Annotated in this window: 12 protein-coding genes and 2 pseudogenes; 8 read left to right on the top strand and 6 right to left on the bottom strand. The window is 71.0% G+C overall.

Translation table 11 applies throughout. The features are described from left to right. The 4 genes and pseudogenes from BCD48_RS44220 to BCD48_RS57115 all read right to left on the bottom strand — a co-directional run. Window positions 1–1,516, bottom strand: a 1,516-nt coding sequence (locus BCD48_RS44220) for a protein kinase domain-containing protein (protein WP_083420152.1), incomplete at its 3' end; no start/stop codon positions are given. A gap of 353 nt (window positions 1,517–1,869) precedes the next feature. Next, the gene (locus BCD48_RS44215; protein WP_071054769.1) at window positions 1,870–4,308 is read right to left on the bottom strand and encodes an ABC transporter permease; all 2,439 of its coding nucleotides are present in this window, start codon (window positions 4,306–4,308) and stop codon (window positions 1,870–1,872) included. A 461-nt stretch (window positions 4,309–4,769) separates the two neighbouring features. Next, window positions 4,770–5,123: pseudogene (locus BCD48_RS44210) on the bottom strand (integrase); the annotation flags it as partial. Window positions 5,124–5,231: 108 nt separating this feature from the next. Then, a pseudogene (locus BCD48_RS57115) lies at window positions 5,232–5,487 on the bottom strand (amidohydrolase family protein); the annotation flags it as partial. A 356-nt stretch (window positions 5,488–5,843) separates the two neighbouring features. Here BCD48_RS57115 and BCD48_RS44205 point away from each other — a divergent pair. From BCD48_RS44205 to BCD48_RS44170, 8 genes are all read left to right on the top strand, one after another. Further along, a complete protein-coding gene (locus tag BCD48_RS44205; RefSeq protein WP_241842461.1) occupies window positions 5,844–7,451 on the top strand; it encodes an acyl-CoA carboxylase subunit beta in 1,608 nt (535 codons plus the stop codon). Window positions 7,452–7,455: 4 nt separating this feature from the next. Continuing rightward, the gene (locus BCD48_RS44200) at window positions 7,456–9,456 is read left to right on the top strand and encodes an ATP-binding protein (protein WP_071054764.1); all 2,001 of its coding nucleotides are present in this window, start codon (window positions 7,456–7,458) and stop codon (window positions 9,454–9,456) included. Beyond that, window positions 9,453–10,262, top strand: coding sequence for an enoyl-CoA hydratase/isomerase family protein (locus BCD48_RS44195; protein ID WP_071054762.1), 810 nt, complete (start codon window positions 9,453–9,455; stop codon window positions 10,260–10,262). Before BCD48_RS44200 ends, BCD48_RS44195 begins: the two co-directional genes overlap by 4 nt. Window position 10,263: 1 nt before the next feature. Further along, complete coding sequence (locus BCD48_RS44190; protein ID WP_071054760.1) at window positions 10,264–11,163, top strand: TIGR03084 family metal-binding protein; 900 nt, start codon at window positions 10,264–10,266, stop codon at window positions 11,161–11,163. After that, window positions 11,160–13,022 (top strand): acyclic terpene utilization AtuA family protein, encoded by a 1,863-nt coding sequence (locus BCD48_RS44185; protein WP_071054759.1) that lies wholly within the window; start codon window positions 11,160–11,162, stop codon window positions 13,020–13,022. Before BCD48_RS44190 ends, BCD48_RS44185 begins: the two co-directional genes overlap by 4 nt. After that, complete coding sequence (locus BCD48_RS44180) at window positions 13,019–13,633, top strand: TetR/AcrR family transcriptional regulator (protein WP_071054757.1); 615 nt, start codon at window positions 13,019–13,021, stop codon at window positions 13,631–13,633. Before BCD48_RS44185 ends, BCD48_RS44180 begins: the two co-directional genes overlap by 4 nt. A 533-nt stretch (window positions 13,634–14,166) precedes the next feature. Then, window positions 14,167–16,680 (top strand): CaiB/BaiF CoA transferase family protein, encoded by a 2,514-nt coding sequence (locus BCD48_RS44175; RefSeq protein ID WP_071054755.1) that lies wholly within the window; start codon window positions 14,167–14,169, stop codon window positions 16,678–16,680. 68 nt (window positions 16,681–16,748) lie between these two features. Further along, entirely contained in the window at window positions 16,749–17,822 is a 1,074-nt protein-coding gene (locus BCD48_RS44170) for an amidohydrolase family protein (protein WP_083420148.1), read from the top strand. 124 nt (window positions 17,823–17,946) lie between these two features. Here the strand turns inward: BCD48_RS44170 and BCD48_RS44165 are convergent, their stop codons facing one another. Together BCD48_RS44165 and BCD48_RS44160 are read right to left on the bottom strand one after the other, a co-directional pair. After that, entirely contained in the window at window positions 17,947–18,771 is an 825-nt protein-coding gene (locus tag BCD48_RS44165) for an SDR family NAD(P)-dependent oxidoreductase (RefSeq protein ID WP_071054750.1), read from the bottom strand. 128 nt (window positions 18,772–18,899) lie between these two features. Next, window positions 18,900–19,766 carry an SDR family NAD(P)-dependent oxidoreductase gene (locus BCD48_RS44160; protein ID WP_157910644.1) on the bottom strand — a complete coding sequence of 289 codons (867 nt, stop codon included), beginning with the start codon at window positions 19,764–19,766 and terminating at the stop codon, window positions 18,900–18,902. Between the last annotated feature and the right edge of the window lie 86 nt (window positions 19,767–19,852).

The following is a 19,852-nucleotide window of genomic DNA, read 5'->3' as shown; positions in this document are numbered from 1 at the left end:
GTTGGTAGCTGCCGTCGCTCCGGTGGGTGAGTTTCCACCGCTGGTAGGCGCCTCCGTTGCACGTGTTGTGGCGAAGCCCCTGCGAGACGCTGTCGCCGATACAGAGCCCGGAGTTCTGATTCTTCAGAGCAGCGCTGTAGATGATGCCGGAGCCGGCCGGCGAGGCCCCGGCCGCCGCGGTCGAGGATGAGGCCGAGGTGTTCGCCGCGGGTGCCGTCATGGGTGCCGTGACGGGATTGTCGGCGACGACACCGCCGCTGGCCGGGTTCCCGGGCGTCGCGGCGTCGGCGGAACTGTTCACGAGGGCCGCCGCGGTCGCCGTGCGACCGGCCTTCGACTGGTCCGATCCCTTGTTCGACACGACGAGAAACGTGACCGCGAGGGTGGCCGCGAGTACGGCCGCGCCGAGCGCGCCGGCAAGCCAGAACGACCGTCGGCGGCCCGGCCGGTCGGGGGCCGCGGGTGTGGCCGGTTCCGGTGACCGCGAACGGACCGCCTCGGCTGTCGAGGACGGCCCAGGTGGCGGTTCGGGCGGGGTGAGGCTGTATCGGGTGAGGTCGGCGGTCACGGTCGGGGGCAGCCAACCCTCGCCGATCGGTCGCCACTCACCAACGGACGCCTCCCGGCACAACTCGATCAGCGCCGCCGTGGCGGGGCGAGCCGCCGGGTCCTTCGCCACGCACTGCTGCAGCACGCCGCGGATCCGCACCGGGCAGCGGTCCCAGTCGGGCTGTTCGTTCATGATGCGGTGAAAGACTGCGGCGTCCGAGCCGAACGGCAACGCGCCGGTGGCCGCATAATAGGCCGTCGCGCCGAGGGAGAAGACGTCCCCGGCCGTGTCCAGCTGTTGTCCCCGGACCTGCTCCGGGGGCATGAATGCCGGGGTGCCGACCCATGCACCGGTTCGGGTGAGCGCCGTCGTGGCGGCCTCGACCGCCCGGGCGATCCCGAAGTCGATGACGCGGGGACCGCCTCCGGCAAGAATGATGTTTCCCGGTTTGAGGTCACGGTGGATAACGCCGGCGGAATGAATGGAACACAACGCTTCCGCGACCCCGGCGAGCAGTACCAGGACGGTGTTCACCGGGAGCGGGCCGTGGCGGGCGAGGACGACGGCCAGGGAGGGGCCGGCGACATAGGCGGTGGCCAGCCAGGGTCGAACGGCGTGCGGGTCGGCGTCGATGACCGAAGCGGTGTAAACGCCCTGCACCCGTTGGGCGATCGCCACCTCGGAGGCGAAGCGCCGGCGGAACTCAGGGTCGGCGGCGATCTCGGGCCGGGCTACCTTGAGCGCCACCGGCTGCCCACCGAGGGTGTACGAGAAGTACACCGCGCCCATACCACCCTGGCCAATCCGCGCCCGCAGTCTGTACCCGCCGATCTCGCGGGGGTCGTCGGGGGCGAGCGGGGTGAACACCACCTCCCAGGGTGGCTCCGCCCCACTGGCGGCGTTCGCCGGAGCAGGCAGAACGCCCCCCGCCGAGCCGACGTGGTCTGCTCCCAACGTACTGGTCATCGGTCTCCCGCACGGAGCTCGTCGAGTACATCCTGGGCGCTGGCCTGACACTATCGTTCCGATCGCCAGCGTCTCCACCGAGCCCCGGGGATCTATCTCGCCCGGCAGGGCCGTGCGCTACGCCGTCGCCGTCGCCGTCGCCGGCCACGCGCTGCGCGTGATCGAGCAGCGCTTCGTTTGGAGGCGCCGCGGTCGGCGACCAGGGTGACGACGCGTTCCGCGCCAGGCTCCAGCTCGGCTTCGGCGTCGTAGCCGTGGACGTGAACCTTGTCGGCGATGTCGCTGGTCACCATGGGCATGACCATGCTTCCGCGTTTGACGTCGACTGCATCGACGCTCCCCATCGCGCGATCTCATTCCGCCCGCAGGACGTCGCCGGCGCGGAGGCGGGCGGCGCGGCGGGCCGGCAGCGTGGCCAGCAGGGTGCCCACCAGCAACGCCGCCGGCCCGACCAGCGCCAGCGCGAGGACGGCGACCGGCGGCACGTACTGCAACGGCACGCTCTCAGCGACCCACCGCCACACCATCCGGCCCAGCGCCACCCCCAGCGGCACGCCGAAGGCCAGCCCCACGATGGCGATCGTGATGGCCTGCGTGACCACGATCAGCCGGCTCTGCCTCCGGGTGACACCCAACGCGCGCAGCACCGCCACCTCATGTCTGCGCTGGCGCGCCGCGGTGGCCAGCGCATGGCCGGTCGCGCCCACCGCGAGCAGGCCGAGGAACACCCCCAGCGCCAGCGGCAGCACCCGCACGTTCCGGACCTGGGTGATCTCGCCCGGAACGATTGGGTTCTCGCCGATGGGAATCACCGGCGCCCCGGCGACCTGGACGATCGTCGCGGTCAGCCGCTCCGTCACGGCCGCGACGTCCGCGCCGGGACCGAGCGCCAGATGCGTTTCGTGGAACATGAAGAAACCATCGGGGAACACCCGCTCGTAGCCCTCGGCGGTGAGCCAGGCCCCCTCGGCGTAGGAGTTCTGGGGATTTTCGGGGACGAACGCGATGCCGGTCACCCGCAGCCGGGCCGGCGCCCCGGCATTGACGGTCAGCAGGTCTCCGACCTTCGCCCCCGCTTCGTGGGCCGATTCCGGCGCCAGCGCAATCTCGCCCGGCCCGGTGGGCATCCGGCCGGACAGCGTCACCACGGGCAGCGGACGTTCGCCCACCGGCGCGTAGCTGAAGACGGTGATAGATGCGCTGCCCACCAGGGCAGACCCCACCCGGGTGTCGTTGACCCCCACCACGTCCGGGTCGCGGGCCCACGCCTCCTGCACCGGCCGCGTCGGTCCGAAGTCCGCGCTGTCATTGCCGACCCAGGCAGCGAGCGGCACCTGGCCGAACCGCGCCGGGTTTCCCGCCGCGTCCACCGCCCCGGCCCGGAACGTCAGCGCGGCCAGCACCCCGAGCACACCCACCACCGCGCCGACCAGCGCCGGCCGCACCGGCACCGCCGCCCGGCCTCGGCCCGGTTCGAGGGCGAACCGGATGCCGACCACGACCGGCACCGGCAGCTCCAGCCGGTACGCCGCCGCCGCGACCACCGACCGGCGAGCGGGCACGACGGCCCTCTTCGCCATCAACGCGAACCATGTCGAGCCCACCGCGGTCGCCACCATCGCCACCACCACGACCCCGGCCACCCCGACCAGCACCGCCAGATCCGCGTCCACCCCCGGATCGGGCTCCATGTAGCTCGCCGCGCCGATCGGGAACAGCGGGGACACCGCCACCGCCGCACCCGCCCCGGCGACCACCCCAGCGACAGCGGCGAGCGCCGGCCCGACCGCGGACGCCAGCACCGCCTCCCTGGACGTCATCCCCAGCGTCCGCAGCGTCTCCAGATCGGCGACGGACGCCGCGGTGTAGCGAAGGACCATCTGGCCGAGCAGCACCACCGCCGCCAGCAGGGCGGCCAGCGCCAACGCCAGCAGGACACCGGCCTCGAAACCGGTCGCCTTCTCATTCTGGCGAGCGACCCGCCACCAGTTTTGGAAACTGCTGTCGTCGCGGCCGGTCAGGTTCGCGAACGCCCGCTGGAACGCGGGAATGCCGGCCTCGCCGACGGTCAACCGGACCACAGCCCAGATCTCGCCCGTGCTGCCCAGCAGGTTGGCGCGGTACTTCGCGGTGAACGCCTCGGTCGTGACCAGCCGCCGGGGAAGATCCCCGGACCCGCCGGGCTCGCTGATGAAGACGTTCGACCGGACGACCCCGACGATCCGCAGCGGCTGGCGGGGCCCGGTCGGGGTTACCTCCTCGCCCGTGCCGCCATGGTCGACCTCCGCCGGGGTGAACAGCCTCGCGGTGACCGTGTCCCCCAGCTTGAGGTGGTTGTAGTCGAGGAAGGCGGGGCTGACGACCACCTCGTCCACCCGCGCCGGGTCGGCGAGTCGGCCCGACAGCACCACCGGCCGCTCGATCGTCCCCATCAGCCCGCCGTCTGCCGGCGTTACCCGGTTGACCCCGTCTTCCGGGATTCCCTCCAACCTCAGATTGGAGCTGCTGCTCACGATTTCGCCGAGCGCGGCGACGCCGGGCAACTTCCGCACCGGCGCCCAGTCGACGATCGGCTGGCTCGGGATTATCAGCACCGTTACCGGCAGGGTCCGGGCGAGCAGCCGGTCCATCGCCGAATCGCCGCGGCGCGCCCCCGCCGTCGCCGCCATCACCGTGCCGGACGCCACCGCCACCAGCAACGCCAGTACCACCAGCGACCGGGCGCGGCGGCGCAGGTCCAGCCACAGCCACCCCCACACAGGCGCCAGCGCCGCACTGACGGACCGCATCATGACGATCTCGTTTCCCCTCGTTGGAGGATCGCCCCATTCATCTGACGGCGATGGCGATGACCTGACCAGCATGAACCGCCGGATCGGCGCGCTCGCTGCATGGCGACCATTCAGACGCACCGCGGTGCTTCTTGCCAAGGGTGGCCAGAACCCGGAGTTCCGCGTGCTAGCACCCTGTACTTGCCGAAAAGTACGTCCGGGCAGGTCAGGCGGCATGTTCGTACTCGTGCAGGATGCCGCCGAGGTGGTCGCGTCAGCGGATGTTGAGGTGGGTGAGCCGGTCGGGGGCGGTGATCGGTTCGGGTAGCGGCTTCTACTTCGCGGACTACGACACGATGCCGGGCAAGTCGCATTGCCCGACCTGATCCGGCGGCGAGCGTCGGGAAACATCACACGCGGCCAGCGGGCGCTGAGCTCGGCCCCCTACGGCGGACACTGTCGGTACTCGGGGGCCAAGCTCAGTTGTCGCGGGCCAGGCGGATCACGAGCGTCCGTAGGTCATCGTCCACCGGCGGGTGGCCCGTCCGGTGTGGGTAGGTCCAGCGTCGGCGGGCCAGGCGGCGGTGCCAGGCCGGCAGCGTCGTCGTGGTGACCAGCCGGCACGATCGGACCTCGCGGGGTAGCAGTCGGGCCAGCGCGGCCAGGACCGCGCGGTCTGGCCAGGTGAATCGGGGCCATCCAACCTGGCGACGTAGCACAGCGACCTCGTGGCGCAGTACCAACAGTTCCGTCGTCCTCGCTGCGTCGCTACGCGCCAGCAGCACCAGCCAGCCAAACATCCGCACGATCGCCAGGTACACCAACCGCACCACCATGAGACACGGTCATGCGCCACGGGCTGGGCGGCGAAGCCACAGGTCAACGGCCTGAAGCCGAGTTCTGGCACGGTACAGGCCACCGACGGCTGGCACGCCCTGCTGATGCTCGTCGCCGGGCCGGCAGGGCGCGAACCGTCACGCCACAGTTCCCGAGAACGACCGAGGTGACGCCGTGCCAGCACGACGGGGTGCCGGCCGGGTCCCAGTAAAGCTGGGCATCCAGGTGGATGTGGCCGTCGACGAAGCCTGGCGTGACAACCAGGTCCGTCGTGTTGATCTCCCGGCGACCGTGGGCCAGCACATCGCGGTCCTCCAGGTCTGCGTCCAAGCGACGAACGACGAGGGACCGCCAGGGGCCGATCGGCCGTGTCGCTAGGACGGAACCAGGTCGAGAAGCTGGCTCCCGGCTCCGTCTGGAGCGGTCGTTCGCTACACCGAGGCCAGATGAGCCTCGCAACCGTCTTTCGGCGGCCGTTGACGCGCCGCCGCTTCTCGGCGCCCTGGGATGTGATCCCTGCCACAAACGGTTGTAGAGAATGCAGATTCACTAGTTCGCTGTCCAGGCACCCGGCGGTCGGTCCCGATAGTGCTTCAGAGTCGGGCATTGTGCCCGCCAGTGGCGGCCGGGGTAAGAGCCGGCGAATATCGATCATTCACTAACGGTGTGGCGGGAGACCTATGGGCGTCGGCATCCTGCACGGTCGGAGCTGTCCCCGCATGGACGAGGGGGTCGTCCTGCGGTCGCGGGTCGACCTGTCGTCGGAGGGCTACCGGGCCAACCGCGACGCCCAGCTCGCCAACCTCGCCGCGTTGGAAGAGCAGTTCGAGCTGGCCAGCGCGGGCGGCGGCGAGCGTTACCAGGCCCGGCACCGGGAGCGGGGGCGCCTACTGGTCCGGGAGCGCATCGAGCTGTTGCTCGACCGGGACGCCCCGTTCCTCGAGCTGTCGACCCTGGCGGCTTGGGGGAGCGAGTTCACAGTCGGTGCGAGCGTGGTCACCGGTATCGGTGAGGTGTCCGGCGTCGAGATCGTGATCATCGCGCATGACCCCACCGTCCGCGGCGGCGCGATGAACCCATATTCGCTGCGCAAGACCCTGCGCGCGCTCGAGATCGCCAGACGCAACCGCCTGCCGGTGGTCAACCTGGTCGAGTCCGGTGGCGCGGACCTGCCGAGCCAGTCCGATCTCTTCGTGCAGGCAGGAAAGATCTTCCATGACCTGTCCGAGCTGTCGGCGGCGGGCGTCCCGACGATCGCGCTGGTGTTCGGCAACTCGACCGCCGGCGGCGCCTACGTGCCCGGGATGTGTGACCACACGGTGCTCGTCGACCTGCAGGCGAAGGTGTTCCTCGGCGGGCCCCCGCTGGTCAGGATGGCGACCGGTGAGGAGGCCGACGACGAAGAGCTCGGCGGCGCCGCCATGCACACCCGGATCTCAGGGCTCGGCGACTACTTCGCGGTCGACGAACACGACGCCATCAGGATCGGCCGGCGCATTCTGTCGGAGATCAACTGGCGGAAGGCCGGCCCCGGGCCGAGACTGCCGGCCGACCCGCCCCTCCATGATCCCGAGGAACTGCTCGGCATCGCCCCGGCCGATTTCCGGGTGCCGTTCGACCCGAGGGAGGCCATCGCCCGCGTGGTCGATGGCTCTCGGTTCGGCGAGTACAAGCCGGACTTCGGCACCAGCCTGGTCACCGGTTGGGCCTCGATCCACGGCTTCGGTGTCGGCATCCTGGCCAACGCCAATGGCGTGCTGTTCAGCGCTGAGGCCAAGAAGGGCGCGGAGTTCATCCAGATTGCCAACCAGATCGACACCCCCCTGGTCTTCCTGCAGAACACGACCGGCTTCATGGTCGGGACCCAGTACGAGCGGGGAGGCATCATCCCGGACGGCGCTAAGTTGATCAACGCGGTGACGAACAGCGCGGTGCCACATCTGACGGTCAACATGGCGGCATCGTTCGGCGCCGGCAACTACGGCATGTCGGGCAGAGCCTACGACCCTCGGTTCATGTTCACCTGGGTTGGCGCTCGGTGCGCGGTGATGGGCTCCGCTCAGCTCGCCGGCGTGCTGTCGATCGTCGGCAGGGCCTCGGCGAGCGCCGCCGGCCGACCGTTCGACGAGGAGGCCGACGCGCGGCGCCGGGCCGAGATCGAACGGCAGATTGACGCCGAGTCCCACTCCTTCTTCATGAGCGGCAAGGTGTACGACGACGGCGTCATCGACCCGCGCGACACCCGCACGGTGCTTGGCCTCGCGCTGTCGGCCGTCCACTCCGCACCGGTCGAGGGACGCCGCGGCTACGGCGTCTTCCGGATGTGAGGCGATGCCGGTGAACCGAATCAAGAAGCTGCTGGTCGCGAACCGGGGCGAGATCGCCTCCCGGATCCTTCGCACCGCCCACGAGATGGACATCGCGACGGTTGCTGTGTTCAGCGACCCGGACGCGGAGACTCCTTTCGTCGACGAGGCCGACGAGGCTGTCCGGCTCCCCGGCGCGACGCCGGCCGAGACATACCTGCGCCTCGACGCGATCCTCGACGCGGCGCGGCGGACCGGCGCCGATGCCGTCCACCCCGGCTACGGGTTCCTGTCGGAGAACGCCGGTTTCGCCCGTGCCTGCGCGCACGCCGGGCTCGTGTTCGTCGGGCCGCCGCCGGAGGCCATCGAGGCGATGGGCTCCAAGACCCAGGCCAAGACGCTGATGGCGCAGGCGGGTGTGCCGGTGCTCGCTGGCCTGGTGGTCGACGACGAGCTGGCCGCCGACCCCGCGCGACTGGTACAGGCCACGGCGAGTCTGGAGTTCCCGCTGCTGGTCAAGGCGGTCTACGGCGGTGGCGGTCGGGGCATGCGGATCGTGCGCGAGCCGGCCGGGCTGGCCACGGCCGTCGCGGGCGCGCGCCGCGAGGCGGCGGCGGCGTTCGGCGACGGCGCGGTCTTCCTTGAGACCTACGTCGAGCGGCCCCGCCACATCGAGGTGCAGATCTTCGGCGACGCGTTCGGTGACGTGGTGCACCTGTTCGAGCGTGAGTGCTCGGTTCAGCGACGCTTCCAAAAGATCATCGAGGAGGCGCCGTCGGTCGCCGTCGATGACGAGCTGCGGGGGAGTCTGGGTTCGGCCGCGATCGCCGCCGCCAAGGCGATCGGGTACGTCGGAGCGGGCACCGTCGAGTTCGTGCTCGACCCGCGGGGCCGGTTCTTCTTCCTCGAGGTGAACACCCGCCTGCAGGTCGAGCATCCGGTCACTGAGGAGATCACCGGCCTGGACCTGGTCCGCGCCCAGCTGCGGGTCGCTGAAGGCGAGCCGTTGCCCGATGAGCTGCGCGCGGCCCGCATCGACGGGCACGCGATCGAGGCCCGCCTCTATGCCGAGGATGTCGCGGCCGGATTCCTGCCCGCGATCGGTACCGTTCACCGCTTCGACGTCCCCGCGCTCGCCGGCATTCGGGTCGACCGGGGCGTGGCGGACGGGTCGGTGGTCGGCGTTCACTACGACGCAATGCTGGCCAAGGTGATCGCCCACGGAGCCACCCGGGACCAGGCGATCCGCCGGCTGGCCCGCGCCCTCGACCGGACCCGCGTGCACGGGCTGACCACGAACCGGTCCCTGCTGGTGGCGATCCTGCGCGACGAGCGGTTCCGCTCTGGCCAGGTGGATACCGGCTACCTCGACGGCCTGGACCTCACCGCGCTCGGATCGAGCGGACTGCCGGACGCGGTGGTGGCCACCCATCTGCTCGCGGCCACCCTCGCCGGGGTCGAGCGGCGGCGGGCGGCCGCCGTCCTGCCGACCGCCCCTGCGGGCTGGCGCAACGTCGCCGTCGTCCCCCAGCGGGTCGCCTTCGAGGTCGACGGCCGGCAGATCGAGGTGCTGTATCGACGCCGCGCCGATCGGATCGAGGCGACCGTCGACGGCAGGGACTACGAGGTGCTCGCGCACCGGACCGAGGCCGAGATGGTGGACCTCACCGTAGCCGGGATCCGCGCGACGGTGCACCTCACCCACGCCGCCGACGGCTGGTGGTATGCCGACGGCCGGGGCGGTTCGACGGCCGCCCGGGAAGTGCCGCGCTTCGTCGAGCCGGGGGCGGCCGAGGCGCCGGGCTCGCTCGCGGCGCCCATGCCCGGCGTCGTGGTGCGCCTGGCCGTGGCCGTAGGCGACCGGGTCACTGCAGGTGACCCAATCCTCGTGCTGGAGGCGATGAAGATGGAGCACACCGTCCGCACGCCGGTCGACGGCGTCGTCACCGAGATCTCCGCCGGGCCGGGCGACACCGTCGACAGCGGGCACATCCTGGCCATCGTCACCGCGGACGGCACGGCGTGACCGGTGAGGCCGCGCCGGACGAGGGCGCGGCGGACGGCAGCGAGCGTCCGGCGGTCGGCTACGCCCTCGACGGGCCGGTCGCCTGGCTGACGATCGATCGTCCAGAACGCCGCAACGCGCTGTCGGCGGAGGTCCGCGCGGGGCTGTGGACGGGCGTGCGGCGGTTCCGCGACGACGTCGATGCCGCGGTGCTCGTCATGACCGCGGCCGGGGACAGGGCCTTCTGCGCGGGCGGCGACCTCAAGGAGATGGCAACCGAGACACTGCGGGTCCCGCCACCCGACTACCTCCCGCAGATCGGGCGGAACATCGAGATCGACAAGCCGGTCATCGCGGCGGTCAACGGCGTCGCATATGCCGGCGGTTTCCTGCTGACCCAGTGCGCCGACCTGGTCGTGGCCGCCGAGCATGCCCGCTTCGCGATCACCGAGGCGAAGGTGGGGCGGGGAACACCGTGGGCCGCGTCGCTGCCCTACCTGCTGCCCCCGCGGGTGGTCATGCACATGCTGCTGACCGGCGAGCCGGTCTCCGCGCGGCGCGGCTATGAGCTGGGCCTGGTCAACGAGGTCGTGCCGGCCGATCAGCTGCGCGCGGCCGCCCACGACCTCGCGCTGCGCGTGGCCGCCAACGCACCACTGTCGGTCCGGCTGGCCAAGCAGACCGTCGGACTGTTGGCCCGGTATCCGGTGGAACGTGCTTACGAGGAGGCCGAGCGGCTGTGGGAGCCGGTCTACCTGAGTGACGACGCCCAGGAGGGGCCGCGGGCATTCCGAGAGGGCCGCCGGCCGGTATGGAAGGGACGCTGAGATGGGGGACGACGCGAGGGCGGCGCGGGTCCGCGCGCTGTGTGACGATCTGACAGCCGAGACCGTCGATCTGCTGGCGCTGCTGGAGCCGTTGGACGAGGACGCCTGGCTCACCCCGACTCCAGCCGCCGGGTGGAACATCCGCGACCAGGTCACGCACCTGGCCTACTTTGATGAGGCGACGGCGCTCGCCGCGACCGACCCCGAGGCCTTCGCGGCCAGGGCACGGGAGCTGACCGGACTCGGCGACGACTTCAGCGACGTGATCGCCGCGCGCTGCCGTGATCTCGCCGGGCCCGCCGCCCTCGACTGGTTCATCCAGGCCAGGGCCGCGCTGTCGGCGGCCCTGCTGGCAGCAGATCCGACCGTGAAGTTGCCGTGGTTCGGCCCGCCGATGAACTCCGCCTCGTCAGCCACGGCGCGGCTGATGGAAACGTGGGCCCACGGTCAGGACGTCGCCGACGCGCTGGGACGGGAGCGGGTCCCGACCGTCCGGCTCCGCCCCATCGCCCATCTGGGTGTGGCCACCATGGCCTGGGGTTTCACCGTGCGCGGCCGGCCCATCCCAGCCGATCCAGTCCGGGTGGAGCTCACCGCGCCCGAGTGCGACCGATGGGAGTGGGGCCCCGATTCCGCCACCTCCGTCCTGCGAGGACCGGCCCTGGACTTCTGCCTGCTCGTCACCCAGCGCCGCCACCGCGACGACCTGCGGCTGGAGGCGACCGGCGAGCCGGCGCGGCGCTGGTTGGAGGTGGCCCAGATCTTCGCCGGCCCACCGGGGCCTGGCCGACCGCCTGGTGCCAACGTCCCTGACCCGTCGGGCGGCGACCGGATCCTGGCCGGCGGCGCCGTCCCCGCCCGCTGCGTCCCCGGCGGATCGACTGGCGGGAGCCAGTCGTGAGCGGACTCAGGCGGCCGGTGCGCATCGCCAATTGCTCCGGGTTCTACGGCGACCGGATCGATGCCGCCCGACTCATGGTGGATGGCGGGCCGATCGACGTCCTCACCGGTGACTACCTGGCCGAGCTGACCATGTTCATCCTGTGGAAGGCCCGCGCCCGCGGCGGCGCTGGCTACGCCCGGACCTTCGTCGACCAGCTCACCGAGGTCCTCGGTAGTTGCCTGGACCGGGGGATCAGGATCGTCACCAACGCGGGCGGGCTCGACCCCGCCGGGCTGGCCGAGCGAGTGGCGAGGATCGCGGCCGAGCTGGGGCTGGCGCCGAACGTCGCGTACGTCACCGGCGATGACCTGGTGGGCCGGCTCGGCGACCTGCAGGCGACCGGTGAGCGGTTCACGCACCTCGACACCGGGCGGGACCTGGCCGCGGCCGCCGTGGAGCCGCTCACCGCCAATGCCTACCTCGGGGGATGGGGCATCGCCGCGGCCCTGGCCGGCGGCGCCGACGTCGTCGTGACCTCCCGGGTCACCGACGCCTCCCTCGTCGTCGGCCCGGCCGCCTGGTGGCACGGCTGGGGGCGGACGGACTGGGACCGGCTGGCCGGCGCGGTCGCCGCTGGGCATGTCATCGAATGCGGGCCCCAGGCGACCGGCGGCAACTACGCGTTCCTCGACGAGATCACCGATCTGCGCTACCCAGGATTCCCGATCGCCGAGGTCGCCGCCGACGGTTCCAGCGTCATCACGAAGCATCCGGGCACCGGCGGCCTGGTATCGGTGGGAACCGTGACCGCCCAGCTTCTGTACGAGATCGCCGGACCGGAGTACGCCGGCCCGGACGTCACCACCCACTTTGACACTGTGCGCCTGACCCAGGATGCACTCGACCGGGTGCGCCTGTCCGGAACGCGGGGCAGCGCGCCGTCGGGCCGTCTCAAGGTGGCCTTGAACTATCTGGGTGGCTACCGCAACACGATGACGCTGGTCCTGACCGGTCTCGACATCGAGCGGAAGGCGGCGTGGGCCCGCCGGGAGCTATTCGATCTCCTCGGCGGCGAGGAGTCGTTCGACGAGGTCGACGTGCGGCTGCTGCGCTTCGACCGGCCGGACGCCGACGCCAACGCGCATGCCACGGCGCACCTGAGAATCACGGTCAAGGACGCCGACCGCAGTCGGGTCGGCCGGGCGTTCTCCAACGCGACCCAGGCGCTGGCCCTGGGTGGATACGCCGGCTTCCACACCACCACCCCGCCCGGTCCCGAGAGCGCCTACGGCGTGTACTGGCCGACGACCGTGGCCAGGGATGCCGTCGAGCATCGAGTAACGTTCGCCGACGGTTCGTCGTCCGTCATCCCGCACAGCCCGCGCGGCCAGGGAACCGATGTCGCGCTCGGCACCCTGGAAAATGGCGGCCCCGCGCTGACGACCGAGAGGCAGCCCGTTTCGCGGCCGACAGCCGATGAAGGCTCGACGGTACGAATACCGCTCGGCCGCCTGGTCGGTGCCCGGTCGGGAGACAAAGGCGGCAACGCGAACGTCGGGCTTTGGGCCAGCGACCACGCCGTCTACGACTGGCTGCGGGACACACTGACCATCCAGCGGTTCACCGAGCTGCTGCCGGAGGCGCGGGGGCTGGTGGTCCGGCGGTACGACCTGCCCAACCTGCGGGCGCTCAACTTCGTGATCGTCGGCTTGCTGGGAGAGGGCGTCGCCTCGTCGACCCGTCCCGACCCGCAGGCGAAGGGGCTCGGGGAGTACATGCGCTCCCGTCACCTCGCCGTCCCGGTAGCCCTGGTTCCGGCCAACGCCGTCCCGGACGCCCCCGCCCCGACCACGCGTCGGACCCGGGCTGCCCAGTGAGCGAGGGTGCGCAGGCCGCGCCGGCGACCCGCGTTCGGGTGCGTGACCCGGAACGGCGGGAGCGGATCCTGGCCGCCTCGGCCGAGCTGATCGCCGCCCGTGGCTACCACGCGGTGACCATGGCGGACATCGGTGAGGCCGCCGGGATCGTCGGCTCCGGGATCTACCGACACTTCAACGGAAAGTCCGAGGTGCTGGCGGCCCTTCTCGAGGGCGTCATGGACAACCTGTGGGCGGACGCGATGCGGATCGTCGACGCGGGCGCTGACCCGGCGACCACGCTGAGCCAACTGATCGCGGCCCAGGTGGCCTTCTCCATCGATCGTCGGGTTTTGGTCGCGCTCTACCTGCGGGAGGCCGCCACGCTGCCACCCGATCGCGGCCGCGGGCTGCGGCGCATGCAGCGGCGCTACATCGAGGAATGGGTGACCAACCTCCACGAGGCCCGGCCCGAGCTGAACGAGGCCGAAGCGCGGACTCTGGTGCACGCCGCGATCGGCGCGATCCAGTCAGTGGTCAACCATGACAGCGGCCTGCCGCGTGGCGACCTCGCAGCCGTTCTGACCGGCGTGGCTCACGCCTGCCTGGGTCTTTCCCGGATGACCACGTGAGGAGGGCATGGGTGAGAGCGGTGGATGAGGGTCGAATCTCCTACTCTGCTGGAGGCACCCGTGGAGTTCGCTGAGGACGCGGAGCTGCTGTCGCGCAGCACACGCTCGGCCTGCCACGGTCGTACTGAGTCGTCCCGACCAGTGCCACCGCGTACTCCTGTGCGCTGGGAGGCGGGGACGGGCGGACCTTGTTCGTGGCGACGTCGTCCGGCGTCGACGGAGTGACGCCATCCGGTCGGATCAAGACCGCGCGGGTCGCGATACCCGCCGCCCGCGCGCCAAGCGGGCCCTCCCTGGCCGCCTCCCGGAGGAGCACGGTGTCCTCCGGGAGCGCCGGAGCAGGCCGCGACGGCTCACCGCAGTTATGGTACCTACCACATAGTGCATGCTATCTTCGTAGCTGAGTGGCTGGATCGCGTGATCGTCGATCGGCGGATCCTGCCCGCTGTTGCCGTCCGAGGGGACGCCCGCGCCCTCGCGGGCATGCTCGCCCCCGCCGTCTTGGTACGCCGATCCGATTCCGGGAGGATCTGGTGCTTGATCCGACGCCTCTTCGGGGCGGGCCGCTCGCCGGCCTGAGTGTGCTCGATCTGTCCTGGGGCGCGGCCGGTCCGATGACCACGATGCTGCTGGCCGACTCCGGCGCGGACGTGCTGCGGATCGAGTCGCCCGCTGGAGATCCGGCACGTGACGAGGTCGCCTACCGGGTGTGGAACAGGGGCAAGCGCAGCGCCGTCCTCGACCTGCGCGACGACGACCAGCGCGCGGCGTTCCTGCGGCTGGCCGAGCGATCCGACGTACTGGTGGAGTCGTTCGAGCCCGGCGTGACCGAGCGGCTGGGTATCGACGAGGCGACGCTGCGCCGGCGCAGCCCACGGCTGGTGTACTGCTCGATCACCGGCTACGGGCCGGACGGCCCGGACGCGCACCGCCCGGGCTATGACTCCCTCGTCGCCGCCCGCACCGGATTGCAGTGGGAGGCCCGGGGCTATCCGGGGACGGCGCTGAACCGGATCAGCCGGGCGGGGATCCCGTTGCCGGACCTGGAGGTGCCGGACCTGCCAGCGAGCCGGTTCGGCCAGGAAGGACCGGTGTTCCTGCGCTCGATGTGGCCGAGCCTGGGCGCCGCCTACCTGGCCACCGCCGGCATCAGCGCGGCGCTGCGCGCCCGCGAGGTGACCGGGCTCGGCGAGCACGTCCAGACGTCCCTCCTGCAGGGCGCGATGGCCGCGGCCGGGCCGAACTGGCAGCGGGTGGACAACGCGGACGCGCCCGGCTACTGGATGTGGGTGACCGACCGGCGAGCGCCCGAGGGCCTGTTCGAATGCGCCGACGGTCGCTGGGTGCATTTCTGGACGATTCGTCCCACCTTGGTGCTCGACGCGGCGGTCGGCGACGAGCTGATGCTCGACGGTCCGCGGGACGACATGCGGGGCGGAGGCGGCGTGCGCATCGGCATGGACGCGGACGAGCTGCCGATCCTGTACCTGTTCCACCAGGAGCTCGTCGAGGCGTTCCGGAAGTTTCCCAGTGAGCAGTGGGTCGCGTTCGGCGCGGCGCGCAACCTGGGTATCGCCCTGGTCCGCTCGCCGGAGGAGGCGTTCGCCGACCAGGCGCTGCTCGACCACGGATGCGTCGTCGAGGTCGCCGACCCCGAGGTAGGGCCCATCCGGCACGCCGGAGTCCTCCTGGAGTTCGCGGCCGCCCCCGGCGCCGTGACCGGCCCGGCACCGCGCCCCGGCGAGCACACCCACCAGGTCCTGGCCGCCTCCGCCGGCGTCGGCCTCGCTGACGGAGGCGGCCAGCACGGGCAGGCGTCGACTCCCGCGGCCACCCGGCAGGGCGCGCCGCTGCGGCGCGGACCGCTGGACGGCGTGCGGGTACTCGACCTCGGTATCGGGGTGGCCGGCCCGTGGGGCGGCCGGGTGCTCGCCGACCTCGGCGCCGATGTGATCAAGGTGCACGCCCTGCACGACGGTTACTGGTCCACCACCCACCTGGGCCTCGGCACCAACTGGGGCAAGCGCAGCATCGCCCTCAACCTCAAGGACCCAGCTGGTCGCGAAGTGCTCGACCGCCTCCTCGCCACCGCCGACGTCGTCGCCCACAACATGCGCCCCGGCGCGGCCGAGCGACTCGGCATCGGCTACGAACAGCTGCGCACCCGGTTCCCCGGGCTGATCTACTGCCACACCCGCGGCTTCGAGGACGGGCCGCGCTCGTCGCAGCCGGGCACCGACCAGACCGCGAACGCGCTGGCCGGCACCGAGTACGAGGACGGCGCCTGCCGGCTTGGCGGCCCGCCGCTCTGGAGCCGGGTCAACATGGGCGACACCGGCAACGGCTACCTCTGGGCGATCGCCGTCATGCAGGCGCTCTACCATCGCGAGCGCACCGGCGAGGGGCAGCGGGTCGGCACCGCGATCATCAACGCCGCCCTACTGGCGACGTCCTACGCCTACAGCCTGGCCGACGGCACACCGGTCGAGCGGCCACGCATCGACGCCGCCCAACGTGGCCTTTCAGCCCTGCACGGGCTGTACCGGCTCGCCGACGACAGCTGGCTGTCCATCGCCGTCCTCGCCGCGCCTGCCTGGTCCGACCTGTGTGACGTGCTGGAGGCCGCCGAGCTGCGAGACGACCCGCGGTTCGCCGACTTTGCCGCTCGCCGCGCCCACGACGCGGAGCTGAGGGCCGCACTCGAGCCGCTGTTTGCCCGCCGGACCGCCGAGGAGATCGTCCCCGCGTTCGACAAACGCGACCTGCCCTGCGAGATCTCCTCCACGACCTACTCCACCCAGCTGTTCGACGACCCGGACATCCGCGCCCGCGGCTGGATCGCCACCGCCCATCGCCCCGGGGTCGGCCGCCTCGAGCAGCCCGGCGTCCTGGTCGACCTCACGGTTCACCCCGGCGGAGTCTCCGGGCCGCCCTGCCTCGCCGGCGAACACACCCGACCGGTGCTAGCCGAGCTCGGCTACCAGTCCGACGCGATCGACGCGCTGATCGCCTCCCGGACCGTGCTGGAAACCGCGCCCACCCCCTGAACCCGGAACACCCAACCAGCTGTGTTCCCCCACGGGACCAAAGCCACCATCACCGTAGGAGGTGCCCTGTGCCCGGACTCGATCGACTCATCTCCGTGGACTCCCACTACCGGGTCACGATCGACCAGCTCAAGGAAGCGGTACCAGCCCGCTTCCACGACGGGATCGACCACGCCAACCGACTGGTCGAGGCACCCAGGTTGGCCGCGATGCAGCGCCGCGGAACCCCGCCGCTCGGCCTGGGCTCCTACCTGCACGAGGCCGCCCGCCACCCCGGGTACTCCGACCCCACCGCCCGGCTCGCGGCGATGGACGAGGACGGCGTCGACGTCGAGATTCTCTTCAGCGACCTGTCCGCGTTCCGGATCTTCCACAAGATGCTCGACGGCTGGAAGGAGACCGCCCGCGCCTTCGCCGACATCAGCTCCGCCTTCGCCGCCGCCGATCCCGCCCGGCTGCTCGTCGCCTACCAGCTCCCCCTGCTCGACATCGACCAGGCGGTCGCCGAGCTCGAACGGCTGGTGACCGACCACCAGGCGCGCACCGTGCACCTGCCCACCAAGCCCGGCTCGGTCGGCCTGCCCGAGTACTACGACCCCCGCTACGACCCGCTGTGGGCGCGGCTGCAGGAGCTGGACATGCCCGTCTGCCTGCACCTCGGCGTCGAGGACGAGTACTGGCAGCTCGCCGCCGTCGACCCCACCCCGCAGCTGGGTGTCTTCACCTCCCAGCCGCCGATGCGGCTGTCCGAACAGCTCGGCATGTTGCTGCTGTCGGGTCTGTTCGAGCGCTTCCCAGGGCTGAAGTTCGTCTTCGTCGAGCCCGGCCTGAGCTGGGTGCCGTACTACCTCGACATCCTCGACTACATGACCACGCACGGCTACGAGTTCCCCGCCCTGAAGCAGAAGCCCAGCGCCTACTTCCAGAGCAACATCTTCCTCACCTTCATGGACGAGCGGCGCGGCGTGAACATGCGCCACGACATCGGCATCGACAACATCATGTGGTCCACCGACTTCCCCCACCCGGCCTGCACCTGGCCCAACTCGCGCAAGGTCGTCGCCGAACTCATGCGCGACGTCCCCGCCAACGAGGCCCACAAGCTCGTCTACGGCAACGCCAAGCGGGTCTTCCACCTCTGAGCCCGGGCCCGGGCCACCCACTGTCGCGGAGCCGACCCCCGGCGCCGGGGGTCGGGGGAGCAGCCGTCGCCGGTGGCAGCTGCCGTCCACCGGGACGACGCGCGGCCCGGCCCAATACGGCCGTCTACAGCCCGAGCATGGAGACGCTGCGGTCCCACAGCTCCTCCGCGAGGCGAGCGTCTTCCGCCTGGGGGGCGCTGCGGGCGAGCTTGTTGCCGGAGTAGTACTCGCCGGGCTCCCAGGTCGAGCCAGGGGTTCCCTCGGCGAGCCAGGCCAGGGCGTCGCCGCCTTCGTCCGCTCCCTTGAGAAGCAATCGCGAGAACGGAGGACGGTAGATCCAACGAAACCAGCTGGTGGTTTCGCTGGCGAAGTTGGTCGCGAGGTTGCCAGGGTGGAACGCGACCGCCGAGACACCCCGGTCGTGGTACCGGCGGTGCAGCTCGCTCGTGAACAGGATGTTGGCCAGCTTGCTGTCGCCGTAGGCCTTGTTCGGCGAGTACCTCCGTTCGTTCTGCAGGTCGTCAAGGTCGAGGTGGCCGTAGCGCTTCGCCGCGACGCTGGAGGTCTGCAGCAGCTTGGCTCGCGACGACACGAGCGTCGGCATGAGTAGGTAGGTGAGCAGGAACGGCGCGAGGTGATTGATCTGGAAGGTCTTCTCGAAGCCGTCCTTCGTGACCTCCCGGTCCCCGAAGATGCCGCCGGCGTTGTTGGCGAGCACCTCGATCCGCGGATACCCGGCGGAGAGCTGGTCGGCGAGGCCGCGGACGCTCTCGAGGTCCTCGAAGTCGGCGAGGTGGTAGGGAACGTCGATCTCGGCGGCGACCGCCGCCGTCCTGTCCTGGGAGCGGCCGACCAGCACCACCCGCTCGCCCTTGGCCGCCAGTTGTCGGGCGGCGGCGGCACCGACACCACTGCTTCCGCCCGTGATGACGATGGTCTGATCTCCCACGACGTTCCTCCCCGTGCTGGCCAAGCCCGCAGCCTCGACTGTCGACCTGGATGTGGTCCCGCGAGCTGGTGCCTTTCCGACCTGGGTCCTGATATGGGACCTGCAGGCAGCAGCCCAGTCCCGCTACGTCACATTCCCCACAGGTAGGGATCGGGAGCCGACCGGTCGATGATGGCCGCCGCCCGCCGGCGAATCACTTCATCCTGCCAGTCGATATCGGCGGCGAACCGGCCACCGTGGAGCCGCTTGTCGGCCTCGTGGTCGTGGTGAGCCCAGAAGTTCCCGCTACGCACGGTCTCCAGCACCGTCGTCGCGACTTCCGCCGGCTCCGCGAGCACGGCCGCCACGCCGCCCGCCTCAAGGCCTCGCTGCACGAACGTCATAGTCTCGCGGTCGCCCGCCAGGTTCGTCTTCGTCAGGGGAGGGAGCACGACGTGCGCCTGGATCAGTGACCGCTGGTCGCGTAGCTGGCCGTGTAGGCATTCCATCAGCGTGCAGACAGCCTGCTTGGAGGTCGAGTACGCAGGCGTCTGGTACATGACGCCAACGGCTCCGGACCCGGACGACGTACCGAGAATATGGCCGGGAGTTCCCTGGGCGATCATGCGTGGGGCGAACGCCTTGATGCCGTGCAGGATCCCGAAGAAGTTGATGTCGTAGATGCGGCGCCAGTCGGAGATCTCGTCGTCGAACAGGCCGCCGCCCCCGGCGACACCGGCGTTGAGGAACAGGATGTCCACCTGTCCGTACTGCTCGAAGGCGGCGTCGGCCAACTGTCGGACCGAGTCGAAGTCCGCGACGTCGGTCGGCACGCCGAGCACGTCGTGACCGAGGTCGTGCAGCTCCCCGACGGCGTCCGCCAACGCCGCAGCGTCGACGTCGGACAGCACGACCCTGCAGCCCTGCTGCGCGAAGAGCCGGGCCGTGGCCCGGCCGATGCCGTGCGGCCCGCCGCTGCCAGTGACGACGGCGACCTTTCCTTCGAGGTCCTCCACGCACTTCTCCATTCCATTCTGCGGCGGCCTCGCCCGGTGCGGCTTTGCTACAGCGGCCGCTGTTCTGGCTTCTGTCTGGCTCATTG

Source organism: Pseudofrankia coriaricola (genome assembly GCF_001854805.1).
Classification (GTDB): domain Bacteria; phylum Actinomycetota; class Actinomycetes; order Frankiales; family Frankiaceae; genus Pseudofrankia.
The sequence above is the reverse complement of the archived record's forward strand: the minus strand, read 5'-3'. Positions and strand labels throughout refer to the sequence as shown.